At 46.6% G+C, this 17,911-nt stretch carries 17 protein-coding genes and 1 pseudogene; 5 read left to right on the plus strand and 13 right to left on the minus strand.

Translation table 11 applies throughout. The annotated features are described in order from the left end of the window. Positions 1-74 precede the first annotated feature (74 nt). Together WKT10_RS05475 and WKT10_RS05480 are read left to right on the plus strand one after the other, a co-directional pair. The gene (locus tag WKT10_RS05475) at positions 75-1,145 is read left to right on the plus strand and encodes a metallophosphoesterase family protein (protein WP_296034746.1); all 1,071 of its coding nucleotides are present in this window, start codon (positions 75-77) and stop codon (positions 1,143-1,145) included. Between the two features lie 4 nt (positions 1,146-1,149). Beyond that, entirely contained in the window at positions 1,150-3,039 is a 1,890-nt protein-coding gene (locus WKT10_RS05480) for an ATP-binding protein (RefSeq protein WP_340275987.1), read from the plus strand. Positions 3,040-3,138: 99 nt separating this feature from the next. Here the strand turns inward: WKT10_RS05480 and WKT10_RS05485 are convergent, their stop codons facing one another. Beyond that, positions 3,139-4,248: a hypothetical protein gene (locus tag WKT10_RS05485; RefSeq protein WP_066543534.1), complete on the minus strand. Its 1,110-nt coding sequence runs from the start codon at positions 4,246-4,248 to the stop codon at positions 3,139-3,141. A gap of 183 nt (positions 4,249-4,431) precedes the next feature. On the opposite strand from WKT10_RS05485, the gene WKT10_RS05490 reads away from it, so the two are divergent. The 3 genes from WKT10_RS05490 (at position 4,432) to WKT10_RS05500 (ending at position 6,216) form a co-directional block, all read left to right on the plus strand. After that, positions 4,432-5,139: an L-2-amino-thiazoline-4-carboxylic acid hydrolase gene (locus tag WKT10_RS05490; RefSeq protein ID WP_296034754.1), complete on the plus strand. Its 708-nt coding sequence runs from the start codon at positions 4,432-4,434 to the stop codon at positions 5,137-5,139. Positions 5,140-5,205: 66 nt separating this feature from the next. Beyond that, entirely contained in the window at positions 5,206-5,472 is a 267-nt protein-coding gene (locus tag WKT10_RS05495) for a hypothetical protein (protein ID WP_066543294.1), read from the plus strand. 102 nt (positions 5,473-5,574) lie between these two features. Next, positions 5,575-6,216 carry an RpiB/LacA/LacB family sugar-phosphate isomerase gene (locus WKT10_RS05500; RefSeq protein ID WP_296034758.1) on the plus strand — a complete coding sequence of 214 codons (642 nt, stop codon included), beginning with the start codon at positions 5,575-5,577 and terminating at the stop codon, positions 6,214-6,216. 241 nt (positions 6,217-6,457) lie between these two features. On the opposite strand, the gene WKT10_RS05505 is transcribed toward WKT10_RS05500, so the two are convergent. The 12 genes and pseudogenes from WKT10_RS05505 to WKT10_RS05560 all read right to left on the minus strand — a co-directional run. Next, positions 6,458-6,745: a hypothetical protein gene (locus WKT10_RS05505; RefSeq protein ID WP_340275993.1), complete on the minus strand. Its 288-nt coding sequence runs from the start codon at positions 6,743-6,745 to the stop codon at positions 6,458-6,460. Between the two features lie 519 nt (positions 6,746-7,264). Further along, positions 7,265-9,250: a transketolase gene (tkt, locus tag WKT10_RS05510; RefSeq protein WP_340275994.1), complete on the minus strand. Its 1,986-nt coding sequence runs from the start codon at positions 9,248-9,250 to the stop codon at positions 7,265-7,267. A gap of 137 nt (positions 9,251-9,387) precedes the next feature. Continuing rightward, positions 9,388-10,101: an HAD family hydrolase gene (locus WKT10_RS05515; RefSeq protein WP_066543304.1), complete on the minus strand. Its 714-nt coding sequence runs from the start codon at positions 10,099-10,101 to the stop codon at positions 9,388-9,390. 14 nt (positions 10,102-10,115) lie between these two features. Continuing rightward, entirely contained in the window at positions 10,116-10,808 is a 693-nt protein-coding gene (locus tag WKT10_RS05520) for an L-ribulose-5-phosphate 4-epimerase (protein ID WP_066543306.1), read from the minus strand. A gap of 11 nt (positions 10,809-10,819) precedes the next feature. Further along, complete coding sequence (locus WKT10_RS05525) at positions 10,820-11,872, minus strand: hypothetical protein (protein ID WP_066543307.1); 1,053 nt, start codon at positions 11,870-11,872, stop codon at positions 10,820-10,822. A gap of 15 nt (positions 11,873-11,887) precedes the next feature. Next, positions 11,888-12,733: an L-ribulose-5-phosphate 3-epimerase gene (locus WKT10_RS05530; RefSeq protein WP_066543309.1), complete on the minus strand. Its 846-nt coding sequence runs from the start codon at positions 12,731-12,733 to the stop codon at positions 11,888-11,890. Position 12,734: 1 nt separating this feature from the next. Beyond that, complete coding sequence (locus WKT10_RS05535; RefSeq protein ID WP_066543316.1) at positions 12,735-13,547, minus strand: DeoR/GlpR family DNA-binding transcription regulator; 813 nt, start codon at positions 13,545-13,547, stop codon at positions 12,735-12,737. Positions 13,548-13,677: 130 nt separating this feature from the next. Continuing rightward, positions 13,678-13,983, minus strand: a complete 306-nt coding sequence (locus WKT10_RS05540; protein ID WP_066543317.1) for a PTS sugar transporter subunit IIB — start codon at positions 13,981-13,983, stop codon at positions 13,678-13,680. A gap of 26 nt (positions 13,984-14,009) precedes the next feature. Then, entirely contained in the window at positions 14,010-15,506 is a 1,497-nt protein-coding gene (locus WKT10_RS05545; protein ID WP_066543318.1) for a PTS ascorbate transporter subunit IIC, read from the minus strand. A gap of 27 nt (positions 15,507-15,533) precedes the next feature. After that, positions 15,534-15,989 (minus strand): PTS sugar transporter subunit IIA, encoded by a 456-nt coding sequence (locus WKT10_RS05550; protein WP_296034777.1) that lies wholly within the window; start codon positions 15,987-15,989, stop codon positions 15,534-15,536. A gap of 29 nt (positions 15,990-16,018) precedes the next feature. Next, positions 16,019-17,122: an L-ascorbate 6-phosphate lactonase gene (gene ulaG, locus WKT10_RS05555; RefSeq protein ID WP_066543320.1), complete on the minus strand. Its 1,104-nt coding sequence runs from the start codon at positions 17,120-17,122 to the stop codon at positions 16,019-16,021. 452 nt (positions 17,123-17,574) lie between these two features. Beyond that, positions 17,575-17,838, minus strand: a pseudogene (locus WKT10_RS05560) (group II intron reverse transcriptase/maturase); the annotation flags it as partial. Between the last annotated feature and the right edge of the window lie 73 nt (positions 17,839-17,911).

Raw genomic sequence — 17,911 nt, forward strand, 5'->3', positions numbered from 1 at the left:
TGTTGCGATAACAGGCCCTGATGTTTATGGAAGCGTTGGAAGCATCCTCTGCTTCCGGACGAGGGGGAGGTATTATGAAATTCATCCATACAGGCGATGTACATTGGGGCATGACCCCGGATGCAGATAAACCCTGGGGAAAAGAACGGGCACAAGCCATCCGGGATACGTTTAAAGCCATTATCGATCATGCAGGCGCAGTGAAAGCCGACTGCCTGTTTATCAGCGGCGATCTTTTTCACCGCCAGCCTCTGATGCGGGATATCAAAGAAGTCAATTATCTCTTTTCCACAATCCCCCATGTCAGGGTCGTGATGATTGCAGGAAACCACGACAAGATCCGGGAAAATTCCAGTATCCTGAGTTTTTCCTGGAGCCCTAATGTAACCTTTCTTGCTGATCCCGCTTTAAGTTCTGTTTACTTTGATGACATTAACACAGAGGTCTATGGCTTCAGCTACCATACCACTGAAATACGCGAGCCTCTCTTAGAGGATATCCAGGTTCCCTTAAACAACCGGATCCAGATCCTTTTAGCCCACGGCGGAGACCCGGCCCATGTTCCTATGAATTTCAACACCCTGAGCTTATCCCCATTTTCTTACATTGCACTGGGACATATCCACAAAGCGCAGGTCATTGCCGAGGATAAAATGGCCTACTGCGGTTCCCCTGAACCCCTGGATCTGACAGAGACAGGAACCCACGGATATTTTGAAGGAGAAATCCACCCCGTTACCCGGCGGCTGACCCGTCTGGACTTTATCCCTGCCGCCAGCCTGCGCTGCATCCCTCTGGCTGTGACCGTCACGACGGAAACGACAAACGGAGGTCTGACCGACCGGATCATCAATGAAATCGACAAACGGGGCCGGGAGCATATTTACCGCTTCCGTTTAAAAGGAATGAGGGATCCGGATATTACCTTTGATCTATCCTCCCTCTCTGCACGATTCCGAATCGGTGAAATCATCGACGAATCCGAACCGCTCTATGACTTTCCAGCACTTTTTGCAGAACATTCCAGCGATATGATCGGCTTTTTTATCCAGGCACTCCAAAAAGAGGATATGTCACCTGTAGAAAAAAAGGCCCTTTATTATGGCGTAAATGCCCTGCTTCACACCACGGACGAAAGGAGCTAGACCCATGAAAATACTCAGTCTTCATATTGACGGCTTTGGAAAACTGAATGACCTGGATCTTTCCTTTGAAGACGGCTTAAATGTGCTCTATGGAAAAAATGAAGCCGGAAAATCCACCCTTCATACCTTTATCCGCGGAATGCTCTTTGGAATTGAACGCCAGCGGGGACGTGCTTCCAAAAATGATACCTATTCCCGCTTTGAACCATGGTCCGGTACAGGGGCTTATCAGGGATGGCTCCGTCTGGAAAGCCAGGGAGAAATCTTCCGGATTGAACGCAGATTTCAAAAAGGGAATAAAAGCCTTACGATCATCAATGAAACAAAGGGCTGTGAGGAAACGCCCACAGCGGCTCTGTGGGAACGCCTGCGGTGCGGCCTTTCAGAAACCGCCTACAGCAACACCATCAGCATCGGACAGTTAAAAAGCGCCACAGACGGGGGGATGGTATCGGAGCTGCGAAATTACATTGCCAATCTCAATACCTCCGGCAGTATTGCTTTAAATATCACCAAAGCCAGCGCTCTTCTAAAATCCCAGAGGCGGAAAATGGCTGCAAAGCTGGTACCTGAGGCCGCAAAGAGATACACAGCGCTTCTGAGCGAAGTACGCACCATTGAACACGAAATTTCCGATCCCCGCTATCAAAACCGTCTTGCATCCTGTCAGGCTGATCTGACGCAGATAAAGGAAGAGCTTGAAACCCACCGGACAGAAAAAGAGTCTCTTCTTGAAAAAACTGCCAGAGGACGGCAGATCCTTATTGGAAGCCATTTTACAGATGAGGCCTCCATTCAAAACCAGCTTCGCCAGACACAGGAAGCCTATAAGGAATACAGAGAAAAAACGGCGGCATCCGGCGGACGCGTTCAGACGGCAGCCACAGCCCTCTGTTTTCTGGCAGCAGGCATCCTGGCTCTGGGAATGGGATCCTGCATCAAAAAACCAGATATGATCCGGGGGCTTCTTACCCGGTTCGGGCCTGAACACGCAGGAACCTCTCCCGCCTTTTTTACATTTCTCACCGGTCTCTGCGGCCTTGGAGGCGCTGTCTTCCTGGCAGCTGCCCTGATGCAGCTATGGAGCAGACGGCGCCTAAAACGAGAGCTGTCCTCTGTAACGGATTTTTTATCCGGGATTCTCAGGGATCATCTGGGCGATTCCTCTATCTCCGATGAATCCATCCGCCGGTTAGAACAGCGCATATCGGAGCTCCTTCGCCTGGAGCGGGCTGTATATCAGTCGGAGAACGCCCTGAAGCGGCTCACAGATGAAGCCGAACAGCTCCAGTCCCGTGAAGCAGAGCTTTCAAAGGAAATCGAAACCGGTCAGCGCCTTCAGTGGGAATTAGAACAAAAACTGGAACGGCTCAGTACCTGCCGCAGTGAAGCGGAAGGCCTGAAGCACGTTCTCACGGAAAATGAGAGGATTCAGGAGGAGCTGGATGCCCTGGATCTGGCCCAGGATACTTTAAACCGGCTTTCCTCTACCATCCGGGATTCCTTCGGTCTCTACTTAAATAAAACTGCTTCTGAGCTTATAGCGGGTATCACAGGCGGTATCTACACCAGTATGAGTATCGATCAGGACTTAAATATCTTTATGAACACCCCCTCTCATCTTGTTCCTGTGGAGCAGGTCAGCAGCGGAACCATGGATCAGATTTATCTGGCAGTCCGCCTTGCCGCCGCAAAGCTGGTTCAGACGGAAGGAGAACAGATGCCCTTAATCTTTGACGACAGCTTTGCTCTATATGACGATGAACGGCTGAAAACTGCCTTAAAATGGCTCTCAAAGACCTTTAAGGGACAGATCATTCTCTTTACCTGCCACCAGAGAGAGGCCCAGCTGCTCACAGCGAATCAGGTGGATTTTCACTATCTGACTTTGTAAACAAATCCAAAGCCCCATACCTGCATCTCTTCTCTGAAATACACCAGAAAGGATGCACCGGTATGGGGCCTTTTCCGTTTAGAAATATCTATCGTTCTTCTACTGTCCATCCGCCTTTTTCTGGCTTCCAGCCTTATACAGGGTAATAGCCTCTGTAATATTGGCCGCGGAGCCTGACTGGATCAGCTTTGAAAGCTCGCTTAAGCGGTCGGGTTCTAAAAATTCATTTCCAAGATAAGGGCCAAATGTATCTGTGATATGGATGTTCTGATCCCGAATACTGTCCTCCAGGCTGTGAAGCTGGGCGGAAAGCTCCTTAATCTCCTCTTCCAGAGCCAGCATTTCTTCTCTGCGGTTTCCCTCGATCTCATCTGAAATAATGGTTCTTGTCACATTTTCAAAATTGCTCACAGCATCCTTTTTCCGCTCTGCAATTTCAGAAAGCTCCTGGCTGGCGCAGGCAATCTCGTCATCATATTTTTCCAGGTCATAGAGAGCTTCATTTCCATCCTTTTGAATGGTACGGGTAATCACATGGATCTTTTTATGATTGGCCCTGAGAAGATTGCGGATCTCCCTCCCCTTCTTTAAAACATCCTGATAATGAGTCCGAATACGGTTTCCCACCATCAGATAAAGCCCTCCAAATAAAAATACATCTGCTACATAAACTGCAGCCAGATACCACCATTTTCGTTCAGGAATCAAAAAATAGATGCCGCAGGGGAATGCCAGAAAGCAGATAAGGAAGGTTAAAAAACCTATTCCAAACTCCTTCATTCCCCTGGGATAATAAAGGGCATAAAAGAAGGTCGTATTTACAAAGGCCGGAACACGATCCTTTTTAAACATGGTCTTTAACTGTATCTTCAAATCTCTGTTGTGGTCTCTTAACTGGCTGGTTTCCTCGGCAATCCGTTCTTTCACGCCTTTATCTTTTGCCTTTTCCCGTTTAGCTCTGGCTTTTTTCAGCCTGTCCTGCCCCTTTGCAATTTCTCTGTCATAACCGGATTCAATCTCATCTCTGCGTGCCTTTACGGTGCGGGAAATGGTATCCGCCACCTCTTTTTTCAAAGAAGCCAGCTCCTTTTCCTTCTGGCTCTCCTCTGCTTCCAGCTGTCTGGCTGTACGGCTGTCGCAGTTCACGCGGTATACCGCATCTCTGGCATCTGCCAGGAATTTTACATAATCTGTAATGGCCTGTGCCACAATTTTGTCCTCCTTATGAGTCCCGCGCATCCTGAAATCATACCAAAACCGCGCGTCTTTTGTATATCCATAGCTTACTACAAAACAGGCCGCTGGGCAAGAGATGGTCTGCTTTTCCATATCTGTTTTGTGGTATAATAGCCTTACAAAAATAACTGTCACAGAAAGGAGCTGCTAAATTCTATGGAGCGCAGTACATATACCGTAACTCATCACGGACTTCTGATCGGATTATATGGCAAAACACTGGAGGAACATTTGGGAGAATACGGACTGGATATTTTTGCAAATGCGATCATGCGCTATGCCCATGAGAGGGGACAGCGGATGCGAAAACGGGCCGTCCGGGACGGACGCAGGCTTGATCATGAGACATTTTTATCCTATGGCGAACTCCAAATCCCCTCAAGTCCTGAGGACTACAGTATTGGCAGCGAGTCCCCTGTTTATACGCTCTGCTGCCACCGCTGCATGTGGCAGGAAAGCTGGGCCAGATATGGTCTGGAATGCTACGGCGCACTGTACTGCAGATATGTAGATCTCCATCTGATCCAGGGCTTTCATCCCGATCTGGCAATGATCACCCGGTCGGCCCTGGGACTTGGCGACAGCTGCTGCACTTTTTCCTATGTAGGCTACTGTCAGACTCCCAAAAGCCGTCAGAGGATCGCAGCTGTGAAAAAAGAACTGGCCGGACAATATACGAAGGATTTTCTGTATCACTGCGGCCACCTGGTAAACAGCTTCCATACCTGTATCTCTGATATTCTGGGGGAAGAGACGGCGTCTCTCATTACCAGACGGACAGCCTGTGATTTTGATACATATACAAAAGACGGATATTCCAAAGATATCCTGGCGGAGGCACAGCAGGATTTTTCAGAAATATAAGTCTTGAGGTTCTGCATTTTGCCGTGTTATACTGAAGCATACCATGTATGAGAAAGGGGGATTTTTATGTTCAGAATGTGGGGCAAGCTCATAAAGGACAACCATCTGCTAAAGGATATAACTGCCTGCCGGAGCGACTACTCCCAGTCACGGACCCAGATGGTATTTGACTGTCTGGATGAGATCTGCTATGAATTTGACCTGGAAAAACCGATCTGGCTGGATTCCAATATAAAAGATTTTAAGCTCCATGCAAAAACCCGCTTTGGCCGGGATCATTTTATTGAATCGGTAGATTTTGACTATCTGGAGATACAGGTGATCGAAGAATAAAACTTGCCTGTGTTTCCGGTCTGTAGTATGATAATGTATATGCCGCGGGGGACGATTCTGCTCCTTCCGGCTTATCACTATATGTATAAAGGAGAAAGCACTATGAAAATTGCACTGATCAACGAGAACAGCCAGGCTGCAAAGAATTCCATGATCTGCGAGAACTTAAAGAAGATTGTAGAGCCTATGGGCCATGAAGTTTTCAACTACGGTATGTATACCGCTGAGGATGAAACACAGCTGACCTACGTTATGTGCGGACTGCTGTCTGCTATCCTGTTAAACTCTAAGGCTGCAGATTATGTCGTTACCGGCTGCGGCACAGGAGAAGGCGCTATGTTAGCCTGCAACTCTTTTCCCGGCGTACTCTGCGGTCATATCGTAGATGTAGAGGATGCTTATATGTTTGCTCAGATCAATGACGGAAACGCCATTGCAATGCCATTTGCAAAGGGCTTTGGCTGGGGCGCCGAGCTGCACTTACAGTATGTATTTGAGAAGCTTTTCGGCTGCGAGAGCGGCGGCGGCTATCCAAAGGAGCGCGTAATTCCTGAGCAGCGCAACAAGAAGATCCTGGATGAGGTGAAGAAGATCACCCATACCGATATGATGACCATCTTAAAGAATATTGACCAGGATTTCTTAAAGACCACCATCAGTGGAGAGAAATTCCAGGAATATTTCTTTGCCAACTGCCAGGTACCTGAGATCGCAGAGTACTTAAAGAGCGTATTAAACGCTTAATCCGATCATTGACCGGATGATACACAATCGGGCGCCTTTGGGCGCCCGGTTTTCGTTTGCAGGATCATTTCTACTGTACCTTTTTATACAGCGTATATACTACCACATCCTCTACATATCTGGAAAGAGTCATCAGCTGATCCCCTTCTGCAATAAAATACGTCTCATATGGATTTTTAAAATAATCTTCTCCCGGCAGAGATTTATAGATTCCATCCTCTGTCGGATAAAGCGTATAATCCTATATTTTATACCTAACCCATTTATCATCTTTTCCTACTATATACCCCAAAACCTGAAGACATCCGTTCGACTGCCGGCTGATCTCCAACCTGTGAAGTCTGGGCATGCCATAGCTTCCCAGGTGGTTTCCATAATCATGTACCTCCCCATCCTGTACCCAGGCACCCAACTCATTTACCTGATAGCCGTCCGGCGTAACCGTATTGACATAGAGATAACCCCAGTCATCAAAGCAGTATGACTCTGCCGTTTCGTCCCCGCTTCCATAATCATAACCACCCGTCAAACGCAACTTCATAAACCCACGAGGAAATTATCCTTATATCTGTGCCTGAATTTTTGAATTATTTTTTCAAGCCGTAACAATAATATAAGACTTCTATTATTCCGGCTTTATTGGCGTTTCTTATACCGATGGACTTTAAATCTATATCTTCGTTTTCTATTTCGAATAAAAATTTTCTCATGTCATCGGCAATTTCAGCAGTGATGATTTGCCGTGTATCGGCAGTAATTAACTGAGCGAGGCGGAACACATCATTCTTGTGTTTCTTAATATTTTTACTGTCGATTTGCTCCCCATTGGACTTACGTTTCTTTTATCCAAAGCAAGCAGGATATCATTGGCGCTATATCCGTTGGCAACCAATCCCTCAAGGTAATTTCTGATATATATGTAGTTCTTATAAATGAGGGACGCAAAATACAAGGGTACCGGCAGCTGTTTTCCCCTCATCCACAACAAAAATCAGCCCCACAGCTCCCGGAAAACGGAAGCGCAGGACTGATTTTCATATTGCTTCAATTACAGGCTCTTAACCACCTCTGCCACATGAGCAGCGGTAAAGCCAAATTTCTCAAACAGTTCATTTGCAGGGCCGGAAGCACCGAAGCCTTCCATGCAGACGGTTGCTCCGTCCAGTCCTACATATTTTCCCCAGCCAAAGTCGGACAGCGCCTCTACGGCCACTCTCTTTCTCACAGCCTTTGGAAGTACGGACTCTTTGTACTCTGCAGTCTGCTCTTCAAATACATCCATACATGGCATGGAAACAACTCTTACGTCCATGCCGTCAGCCGCCAGAAACTTCTTTGCTTCGACTGCAAGGCTTACCTCAGAACCGGTTGCAATGATAATGGCATCTGGTGTCTCCTTCACGGAATCTGCCAGAACGTACGCCCCCTTTAAGGCGTCCTTTCCAGTTCCTTCCAGCTGAGGAAGATTCTGTCTCGTCAGTACCAGAGCAGTAGGAGTTTCCTTAGAGGTAACTGCCGCATACCAGGCTGCTGCTGTCTCTCTGCCGTCTGCCGGACGGAATACATGGAAGTTCGGCATAGAACGCAGCATAGCCAGCTGCTCGATGGGCTCATGGGTCGGGCCGTCTTCGCCTACGCCGATGCTGTCATGGGTCAGAACGTATGTCATAGGCACCTTCATCAGGGAAGACAGTCTTGCCACAGGCTTCATGTAATCGCTGAATACGAAGAAGGTAGCCACATAGGGAATCACACCGCCATGAAGAGCCAGACCGTTTCCGATAGCTGCCATAGCCTGCTCACGAACGCCAAAGTGCAGATTCTTGCCGCTGTAATCCTCTTTGGAGAAATCTCCCTCGCCCTTTAAAGCAGTTTTATTGGAAGGAGCCAGGTCAGCAGAACCGCCGAACAGGTTTGGAACTGCCTTGTTGATACGGTTTAACAGCTCTCCGGAAACGTTTCTGGTTGCCTGAGGCTTATCCTCAAAGGCCCAGAACTCTTCCTGATCGTAAAGCTTTTCTGCCAGATTTCCGTCATGGTACTGATCCCAAAGTTCCTTCATTTCAGGATATTTCTCGCAGTACAGGGCAAAACGTGCCTTCCACTCTTCTTCCGGAGTTTTCAGACGCTCTTTTACTGTTTCCATGTGATCGTATACGTCCTGAGGAACAAAGAAGGGCTCCATGCTCTCCCAGCCAATGTTCTCCTTTAATGCAAGCACATTGTCTCCGCCCAGAGGCTCGCCGTGAGCAGAAGCCTTGCCCTGCTTTGCAGGACAGCCATAGCCGATCTCGGTATGAACAATGATTATTGACGGTCTGTCTGTATCTGCCTTGGCTGCTTCAATGGCTGCACCGATGGCGTCAAAGTCATTTCCATCCTCTACCTTAAATACGCCGAAGCCGTATGCTTCCATACGCTTTGCCACATCTTCCCTGAACGCAATGTCTGTATTTCCCTCAATGGAAATATTGTTGGAATCATAGATTACGATCAGCTTTCCAAGTCCCAGAGTACCTGCCAGAGAGAATGCTTCAGAGGAAAGTCCCTCCATCATACAGCCGTCTCCGCCCAGTACATAGGTATAATGGTCTACGATTTTGCAGTCTTCTTTGTTAAATACAGCAGCCAGATGAGCTTCAGCCATAGCCATGCCCACTGCCATGCCCATACCCTGTCCCAGAGGACCGGTAGTTGCTTCTACGCCTACGGTATGTCTGTACTCCGGATGTCCCGGTGTCAGAGAACCAGTCTGACGGAAGTTCTTAATATCATCAATGGAGAGATCTCCGTATCCGAACAGATGGAACAGAGAGTACAACAGCATAGAGCCATGGCCTCCTGATAATACAAAACGGTCTCTGTCAACCCATTCAGGGTCAGCCGGATTGTGTTTCATATGCTCTGCCCACAGCTCGTAGGCAATAGAGGCGCAGCCTAAAGGAAGGCCCGGATGGCCGGACTTTGCCTTTTCAATGGCGTCCGCAGAAAGTACGCGGATGGCATTGGCGGTTTTAGTCTTGATCATTTCCATGATCGTTCTCCTTTCTCTTGTGTCATGTCTTTTTGTTTCTGCTATAAACCAGTATTACACTTAATCTTATCATTTCATTTTGATTCCGTCTAGGGTGAGTTTTGAATTTATGGCGTTTACCGCCGGCATCTGTGCCTTTAAATCAAAATTTCTTTACCCAGGCATATCCTGTCATCCTGTATGCATCCACAGAATGAATCAATCACCGGATATGATCGTTTCTCATCTTCCGTAGGATTTTTATGATACCATACGCCCTTAAATCCGTTCTTTAAAGCACCCTCTACGTCCTTTTCAAGACTGTCTCCGATAAAAGCGCACTGAGACGGGGCTGCTCCTGCCTTTTGCGCGCACAGATCAAAGAAACGTCCGGCCGGTTTTTCCGCTCCAGCCTCCTCGCTGGTTACGATCCAGTCAATATAAGAAGAAACTCCCAGCACTTCCAGTTTTTTATACTGGATATACGCCGTCATATCCGTGCCTATCCCAATTCCGATCCCCTTCGTTTTAAGCAGCTGCATCAACTGCAGAACACCCTCTTCAGGACGGGCAGAAGATAAAAGACTGTCCCAATATAAATGATACATGACTGTTGCATGGGGAAAAAGCGGCTTTCCCAATAATTCCAAAATACACTGCATCCGGATCAGACGGTTATGCACTGCTGCACAGTCTGCGCCTGTCCGTTCCTTTACCAGCTGCTGTGCCTGGCGAAACACCTTCACAAATGTCTCCCGATCCATCTGAAGAACCGTTTCTCCGTAAACAGTCAGGGCTTTCATTCCAGCCTCATTTCCTCTGTCATAGCTGTAAAGAGTGTTGTCAATATCAAAAAATACCGCTTTTATCATCTGATTCTCCCGTATTATTTCCCCTGTCCATAGTAAGCATTAACGCCATGTTTTCTGTAATAGTGCTTATCCTGAAGCTCCTGAGGCGCAGGCTGCACCCGGGGATTGATCATCTCACAGCGGGCCGCCATTTTGGCAACCTCCTCCAGCACAACTGCATTGTGAACCGCCTCATGTCCGTCCTTTCCCCAGGTAAAGGGACCGTGATTCTTACATAAAACAGCTGGAACCGCTTCATAATCTTTATCTTTAAAATAATCTGCGATCAGAACCCCTGTATTCTTCTCATAAGCACCCTCGATCTCCTCCTTTGTCAGGCATCTGACACAGGGAATCTCTCCGTACATATAATCCGCATGGGTAGTTCCGTAGCACGGAATCCCTCTGCCCGCCTGAGCCCAGCTGGTCGCCCAGGGTGAATGTGTATGTACAATTCCACCGATCTTTGAAAATGCCTTATACAGCTCCACATGGGTAGCTGTATCAGAAGAAGGATTATATTTTCCCTCGATTTTATTTCCTTCCAGATCCACGATTACCATATCATCCGGAGTCAGCTTATCATAATCCACGCCGCTGGGCTTAATAGCAAAATATCCTGTTTCCCGGTCAATCTCGCTTACATTTCCCCAGGTAAACGTTACAAGGCCATGCTTTGGCAGCAGCATATTTGCCTCATAAACTCTTTTTTTCAGTTCTTCTAGCATAATGTCCTCCCTTATTCCATTTCCAGCTCGTATCTTGCCACTTCGTCAATCTCACGATTCGTTGCGATCAGAATGTCTTTTCCATCATATTTATACGCATATGCATTGGCAGGGCCGCAGTCATGGTCAAGCCGCTCTGCCCTGTATTCCTGCTTTTCCTGATCGTAGGTAAATGCCAGCAGATCCCGGTCTCCCTTTCTGTGGCCGATAATTACAGTGGGAACACCGCCGATATCGCCGCCCCAGATGGCATGAACAAATTCCGCGTCCTTCCCATAGCTGTATACATGCTCAAAGCGGCCGTCTTTCTTTTTGTAGAAGTCGATCTTCTCGCCATGGAAGGGCGCCAGAACTGCCAGCTCCTTCTCTCCGTCTCCGTCCATATCAAGCAGCAGCGCATCGCTGGCCGGGGTATCAAGAAGCTGTGTAATCTCCCACTCGCCCTCAGGTGATGCAGGCGGAATAAACTGATAGATTCCGTTTTCACAGGAAACCACGCTTGTATCCTGTCCGTTTTCCTTTACACGGTAGTAGCCGTGGTTTTTGAGCATCTGATCCTTGATCACCTTCATCTCCAGCTGATGCTCCTCGTCAAAGCTGCTTAAATCCTCCGGAAGCACAGCCGCAAACACACGGCCGGGAGAGGACCAGTCATCCTTAAACTCATGGCCGGATTTTAAACAGCAGGCGATCAGATAGTGTACCCCATTTCTCTCTAAAATGTCAAACCGGTGTACAAAGGGCAGATCGGTCAGAGTGCGTACCTCCCAGTTTCCCTTTGATTTTGGAGTCACAATTACGATCTTTGCGTCCTTTGAGTCATTGGGAGAATAAAATTTATGGGTAGCAAGAAACTGGCCGTCCGTTCCCGGAACCTGCTGCATGGTCATAACACCGCCCGGCTGCTCCCAGACAGTATCCTCCTGGTTTCCATCCAGATCAAAGAGCAGACAGCGGTCTACCTTCTCAGCTGCCACCAGGATATGATCCTTTCCCTGATAATGAAGAGGTGCTATGGAATAACATTTTGTCAGATTGGAAATTACTTTTTTTACTGCCTTCATCGTTTAACCGCCTTTCTACTCATTACCCTGTAAAATCTTCGTCATCTTATCACAGGCAAACTTCAGATCTTCTGTCCAGTCTGGATTTCCTACATACCAGAACTCGGTCACAAACTTCCGAACGCCCAGCTCCCACGCCTTGCGGATACCGGCCTCAAAGTCTACATGGCCTGTCCCAAAAGGAATTTCGCGGAATTTACCCGGAAGTGTCTCTTTTAAATGCATGGCAGCCAGATGGCCCCGTCCGGTTTCCAGATCCTCTTCCACATCTGTACCATACGTTACAGCCGCATTGGTAACATTTCCCAGATCAGGATATACATTCAGATACGGAGAATTTACCCGATTTACATAAACCATCGCTTTCTCTACCGTATTCATAAATTCCGTTTCCATGGTCTCAAAGCCCATCATCACTCCGGCTTTTGCCGCCATCTCCACTGCTTTTTTTAAATTTTCCTCAAAACGCTCTCTTGTCTCTTCACTGCCTTCTTCATAATAAACATCATAACCGGCCAGCTGAATGATCCGAATCCCCAGATCCTCTGCCAGACGGATCGCCTTTTCCATAATCTCCATTCCTCTGGCGCAGGTCTCTGGATCATTGCTTCCCAAAGGGTATTTTCTGTGTCCACTCAGACACATGGTACGGATGGGAACACCCGTCTCACTCATCAGTTCCATTAAAGCCAGCCGTTCTTCCCTGCTCATATCAAGCCGTGCCAGCTTTTCATCTGTTTCATCAATACTAATCTCTATAAAATCAAATCCTGCCCCTTTTGCCGCCAGCATCTTTTCCTTCCAGCTCAGATCCTTTGGCATGGCCTTCTCATAAAGGCCCAGTGTATATGCTTTTGCCATTTTATTTTCCTTTCTTTTCTGTCTGATTTATCAGTCCTTCATTCGGAAAATCTGCTTTCTTCACCTGATGAACTCTTACTCCTTTTGCCCTCAGCTCCTCCACAGCCTCTGCCGGAGCCAGTTCATCCGTAATCAGATAGTGAATCTCCTCAATAGGACAGCTGATAAAGCTACTGATCTGCCCCAGCTTGGTATGGTCTGCCAGAATATATGCATCCTTTGCCACATTCCGCACCATTAGCTGGTTAATCGTAACCTCATTGGCGTTTTCCGTTGTCATTCCCATAACAGCATCAATGCCGGAACATCCCACAAAGGCCTTTTTAGCAATTACCGTCTGGAGATTACGGATTGCATAATCCCCCACCATTGCCTCTTTTGGATAACGCAGCTCTCCTCCTGTAAGGATTACATTTACCCCCTGGCCTCTCTCTGCATCAATCGCTCTTCCATTATTTGTGATCACTGTAACATTTTTTTTTGTAATATATCGAAGAATCTGGCGGACATTCCGGCTGGTATTAAGAAACAGTGTATCGCCGTCCTCTACCAGACTGGCCGCATAGCGCGCAATCAAATCCCGGTACAGCTGGATTTCGTCCGTCTGCTCCCCTTGTTCCCGGACTGCAACTGCACCTCCGTATACCCGGATCAGCTGCTTCTGCTCTTCCAGATACTGTAAATCCCTGCGTATCGTAATCACAGAAACCTTCAGCTCTTCTGCCAGCGCCTCTACCCGAACCTGAGATTTTTCCCTTAATATATCCCGGATCCGTTCTCTCCGCTCATCCACATATACCTTCTCACGCTTCACTGTTTCCCCTCCCATTCTTTTAAAATAAGGCAAATATTTAACAGTCCTTCCGCCGTTGTGATAATAAAGGCTGCAGCAGTCAGCTGCGGCAGCCTTTTAAACAAGATCTGCTGTTTATACGCTCACTGTACTATTCAATAATACCCTGAGCCTTCAGCTTCTCCTCAATCTCTTTATCTGACATAACATTCTTTAACGGAATCACCTTTACACCCTTTGCCGCTGCATCTGTGAACATACTGGCAAAGTTCTGGGCACACAGCAGAACATCATACTGTGCAGCTGTGCTCTTCCCCTCAGACAGCGGCGCGTGATGGGTTTTACACTTAATGCCGTTTCTTTTTAACACCTTGTCTAATGCCAGCTGAGCCATCAGGCTGGAACCGGAACCATTTGCGCAGCACACGAGAAATTTTAAATTATTTGCATTTGCCATGAATATATCCTCCATATAAAATTATTTTAGTTTGCTTTGTTTGCCTTTAATTCCTTATATGCCTCATAATCTTCTGTCATAAGGAAGTAACCCTTCTTATCCTTGTAATACTGGATCTGCGGAATAGCAAGAAGACCGATAAAAATAAGAGTTACGCCGATATAGCTTAAATACTTCATAACTACTGTAAATACAGGCCATACAACCGCCCAGTCCCACATACCTAAATATCCGCCGTAAGCTGCCATTCCAACCCAGCCTGCAATCAGAGCAGAACCGAATACCTGGCATAATCCGGAGATAAACGGAAGAACCAGAACAGCCTTTAAGCCACCCTTTTCATTGGCAAATACACCGATGGTAGCATTGTCAAAGAATACAGGTACGAAACCGCAGATAATAAGTACCGGACTCTTTAAAGCAATCAGAACAATAATTGCCAGGATCTGTCCGATAAAACCGGATACAAAGCCCAGAGTCACTGCATTGGATGCACCGAAACCAAAGATAACTGCACAGTCTACACCAGGAACAGAACCCGGAAGCAGCTTGCTTGCAATACCTTGGAAAGAAGTTGTCAGCTCAGCAACGAAGGTACGGACGCCCATCTGCAGAATTGCCAGATATACTGCAAAGTAAAGACAGGTCTGGATTACATAGAACAGCATGCTCTGCCCTTCCTTCATAAAACCGCCTGCAATCAGATAGTCCTTTCCAAGTACACATAAGATTGCGCCAAAGAATACCAGCATCAAAACAGAAGCAGATACCATGTTGTCGTTGAAAATAGATAAAAAGCCGGGAAGTTCCAGATCCTCAATCTTCTTAACCTTCTTATCTTTCTTCTTGCCTTCATTTCCAAAAAGCTTTCCTGCCAGCCAATAGAAGAAAGCTACACCAAACATCTGCTGATGAGCCAGAGCAAAGCCTGCTCCGTCAGTTACTTCCTGACATGGTTTAATTGTCAGGTTAGAACCTACTGCCCAGTAAGCACCCAGAAGAAGAGCCATAACGATCAGCATCGGAACATGCATGCCGGGAGCCAGAAGGCCCGGAAGAGCAAACATGATCAGCCAGTAAGCAGTTGCAGCCTGCTGTACCTGTACGTTTCCTGTGGTAAACAGTGCGCGAAGCTTTGTATATTTGCTGAAGCGCACCAGCAGGATATTTACAATAAATGCGATAAACAGAAGGATCATCGCATCGCCGAAGCCTTTTCCGAATACTTCTTCTACTCCGGCTGTAACGGCATTCTGTCCAAAATACGGATCAATAACTGTTGCGTTAATATTGAAGCGTTCACCCAGACCTACCAGTACAGGACGGAAGTTGTTAACCAGTCCGCCGGAACCAACAGTCAGAATCAGGTATCCTACAATTGCTTTAATTGTGCCTGCCAGAATATCATACCATGGTCTCTGAAGCAGAATATAACCGATCAATACAATAAAACCAATCATAAATGCCGGCTGCTGCAGGATATTTGTTGCAAAATATGACCAGATCTTAGACAAAATTTCCATAAGTCACCCCTTATTCCCTCTCTTAAATCAATCCAGATATTGTTTCTGGATTTCCAACAGATCTTCCGGTGTTTCAGCCTTTAATAAGGCTGCCACCACTTCTTCGTTCATCAGAAGTTCTGACAGACGAACCATATTGTTCATGTGCTGCTCCGGATTGCAGGAAGCCAGCGTAAAAAACAGCTGTGCGTCCTTTTCCGGATCCTCCGGATCAAAAGAAACCGGCTTGTCCAGCTTCATAAAACCAATGCTGGTCTTATGTACCCCTTCAGCCCCCTCCTGAGAATGGGGCATGGCAATGTTTGGCATAAGCACAATATATGGACCATATTTCTCCACGCAGGCAACAATATCTTCCTTATAATTTGCCTCTATCGTACCGTCTGCCTCCAGACTTTCGCAGCTCATGCGGATGGCTTCCTTCCAGTCCGGCGCTTCAGCCGCAAACTTATAATGTTTCTGCTCTACAAATTCTCTCAGCATATAACTTTCCCCCTAACACTTATCTGACCTTACAGGCAGGAACGGAATGGAATATTCTGAGGATGTTCGAAGCAGTCCTCAAATCCGCGTCTGTGGTGGTAAGCTTTCTTATCCTTATCTGTGGGATATACATATTTTCCTCCCACTTCCCAGAAGAATGGATGGAACTTGTAGTCCAGACGGTCTTTCTTCATATCATAAAGTACCCGGATTTCATTGATATCTGCCATAAAGTTGGTCCATACGTCATAGTGGATCGGGATTACAACCTTGGCTCTCAATGCCTCTGCCATACGGAGAATATCTACAGAGGTCATCTTGTCTGCCATACCCACAGGATTCTCACCATAGGAACCAAAAGCCACATCTACATCATAATCTTTGCCGTGCTTTGCAAAGTAAATGGAGTAGTGGGAATCACCGCTGTGATAGATATTTCCGCCCGGAGTCTTAATCAGATAGTTTACTGCCTTGTCATCCATATCGGTAGGACAAATTCCTGTAAGCTCTTCTCTGTTCTCGCTGGTATCATCTGTTGTTACCAGGCAGGTTCTGTCAAAGGAATCCAGAGCAACGATCTCAACGTCTTTGATCTTAATCGTATCACCCGGTTTTACTGTAATGCAGCGATCTGCAGGAACACCCCATTTCTGCCACAGTTCTACAGATTTCTTCGGTCCAATAAATGGTACGGGAACCTCTTCTCCCTTTTCGTTTGTTGTTGTCATGCCGCTCTTAATTACATGGGCTGCATACTCAGCGCTCATATGATCCTGATGGTAATGGGTCGCCAGCACTGCGTCTACCTGCTTAATGGCAAAGGGATCGATCACAAAGGGGACTGCTCTTAAGTTAGGCTGCATCATTCTGCCGCCGCACATATTTGCCATCTGATGTCCCGGCTTCATCTTTCCGTCTCCATGGGTTCTCTTTCCGTTTCCGGCCCAAAGATCTACGGTAAGATTGCATCCTCCAGGAGTCTTAAACCAGATACCGGTACATCCCAGCCACCACATGGCAACAGTTCCCGGCTTCACCTCCTCGTTCTCAATCTCCTCATTCAGCCAGGTTCCCCACTCGGGAAATGTCCCCATGATCCAGCTCTCTCTTGTGATCTCATCAATCTTGCTCATTTCGCATCCTCCTTGTTTTTGATCATTTTTATGATTGTTCTTATGCGTTTACCTCTGTCTTTACTTGAATATTAGCACTTTTTGTGCAGTATAGCAATGGTATTATATGATTGTTTCATATTTTATATGATTCATTTATTATTTTGCATTATATTACACGTGATTTAACTTATCTTTTATATATTTTATCCATAATTTTTACCATTCCATTTGTTTTATCTTTGTATTTTAATTTAATTTTTTATATATTTACTTATTATCCTGATTTTTACATACTTTCTTCTTGGTTATATGATTCTTTTTTATGGATTTCGGTCTTATCTTTTAGTCGTCATCCCTTCATATGATTCTTTTTACGATATCAGCGTGTTCACCTTTTCGATCGAGTAGGAGGCGGTGATTAACCGCCGTCCTCTCACAGCACCGTACGTACCGTTCGGTATACGGCGCTTTCAATAGTTGACGTGCACAGACTGGTAGGCTGTGGCTAAATCATAATAGCCACTGTTTATCAGTCTTTCTTTATTCAGCGCCCAAATCACAGCTTTGTTATTACTGATATACCAATACTTTCTGCGACTGTTTGCTATTGTTGCCGCATAGTGTTCTGGAATTCCCAGCTTGACTAGATTCTTATATTTTGTTCTAGGTTTCTTCCACTGTTTCCATATACACATACGTATTCTGTGATAGAGCCATCCGTTAATGTCAGAGATTTGCCCGTGAGTTAGTATGTTCCTCACATCCAGCTTCCTTCAGATCCCACCTCACGATGGACACCCTTGCCTT

This window comes from Enterocloster sp. HCN-30185 (assembly GCF_037890305.1).
Classification (GTDB): Bacteria; Bacillota; Clostridia; order Lachnospirales; family Lachnospiraceae; genus Enterocloster.

Excerpts from the sequence above, each read along its gene's own strand:
- WKT10_RS05530 (WP_066543309.1), bottom strand. The coding sequence starts at position 12,733 with ATGGCAAAAGCATATACACTGGGCCTTTATGAGAAGGCCATGCCAAAG.
- tkt (WP_340275994.1), bottom strand. The coding sequence starts at position 9,250 with ATGGAAATGATCAAGACTAAAACCGCCAATGCCATCCGCGTACTTTCT.
- WKT10_RS05495 (WP_066543294.1), top strand. The coding sequence starts at position 5,206 with ATGTTCAGAATGTGGGGCAAGCTCATAAAGGACAACCATCTGCTAAAG.
- WKT10_RS05545 (WP_066543318.1), bottom strand. The coding sequence starts at position 15,506 with ATGGAAATTTTGTCTAAGATCTGGTCATATTTTGCAACAAATATCCTG.
- WKT10_RS05475 (WP_296034746.1), top strand. The coding sequence starts at position 75 with ATGAAATTCATCCATACAGGCGATGTACATTGGGGCATGACCCCGGAT.
- WKT10_RS05520 (WP_066543306.1), bottom strand. The coding sequence starts at position 10,808 with ATGCTAGAAGAACTGAAAAAAAGAGTTTATGAGGCAAATATGCTGCTG.
- WKT10_RS05515 (WP_066543304.1), bottom strand. The coding sequence starts at position 10,101 with ATGATAAAAGCGGTATTTTTTGATATTGACAACACTCTTTACAGCTAT.
- WKT10_RS05540 (WP_066543317.1), bottom strand. The coding sequence starts at position 13,983 with ATGGCAAATGCAAATAATTTAAAATTTCTCGTGTGCTGCGCAAATGGT.
- WKT10_RS05550 (WP_296034777.1), bottom strand. The coding sequence starts at position 15,989 with ATGCTGAGAGAATTTGTAGAGCAGAAACATTATAAGTTTGCGGCTGAA.
- WKT10_RS05490 (WP_296034754.1), top strand. The coding sequence starts at position 4,432 with ATGGAGCGCAGTACATATACCGTAACTCATCACGGACTTCTGATCGGA.
- WKT10_RS05525 (WP_066543307.1), bottom strand. The coding sequence starts at position 11,872 with ATGAAGGCAGTAAAAAAAGTAATTTCCAATCTGACAAAATGTTATTCC.
- ulaG (WP_066543320.1), bottom strand. The coding sequence starts at position 17,122 with ATGAGCAAGATTGATGAGATCACAAGAGAGAGCTGGATCATGGGGACA.
- WKT10_RS05500 (WP_296034758.1), top strand. The coding sequence starts at position 5,575 with ATGAAAATTGCACTGATCAACGAGAACAGCCAGGCTGCAAAGAATTCC.
- WKT10_RS05480 (WP_340275987.1), top strand. The coding sequence starts at position 1,150 with ATGAAAATACTCAGTCTTCATATTGACGGCTTTGGAAAACTGAATGAC.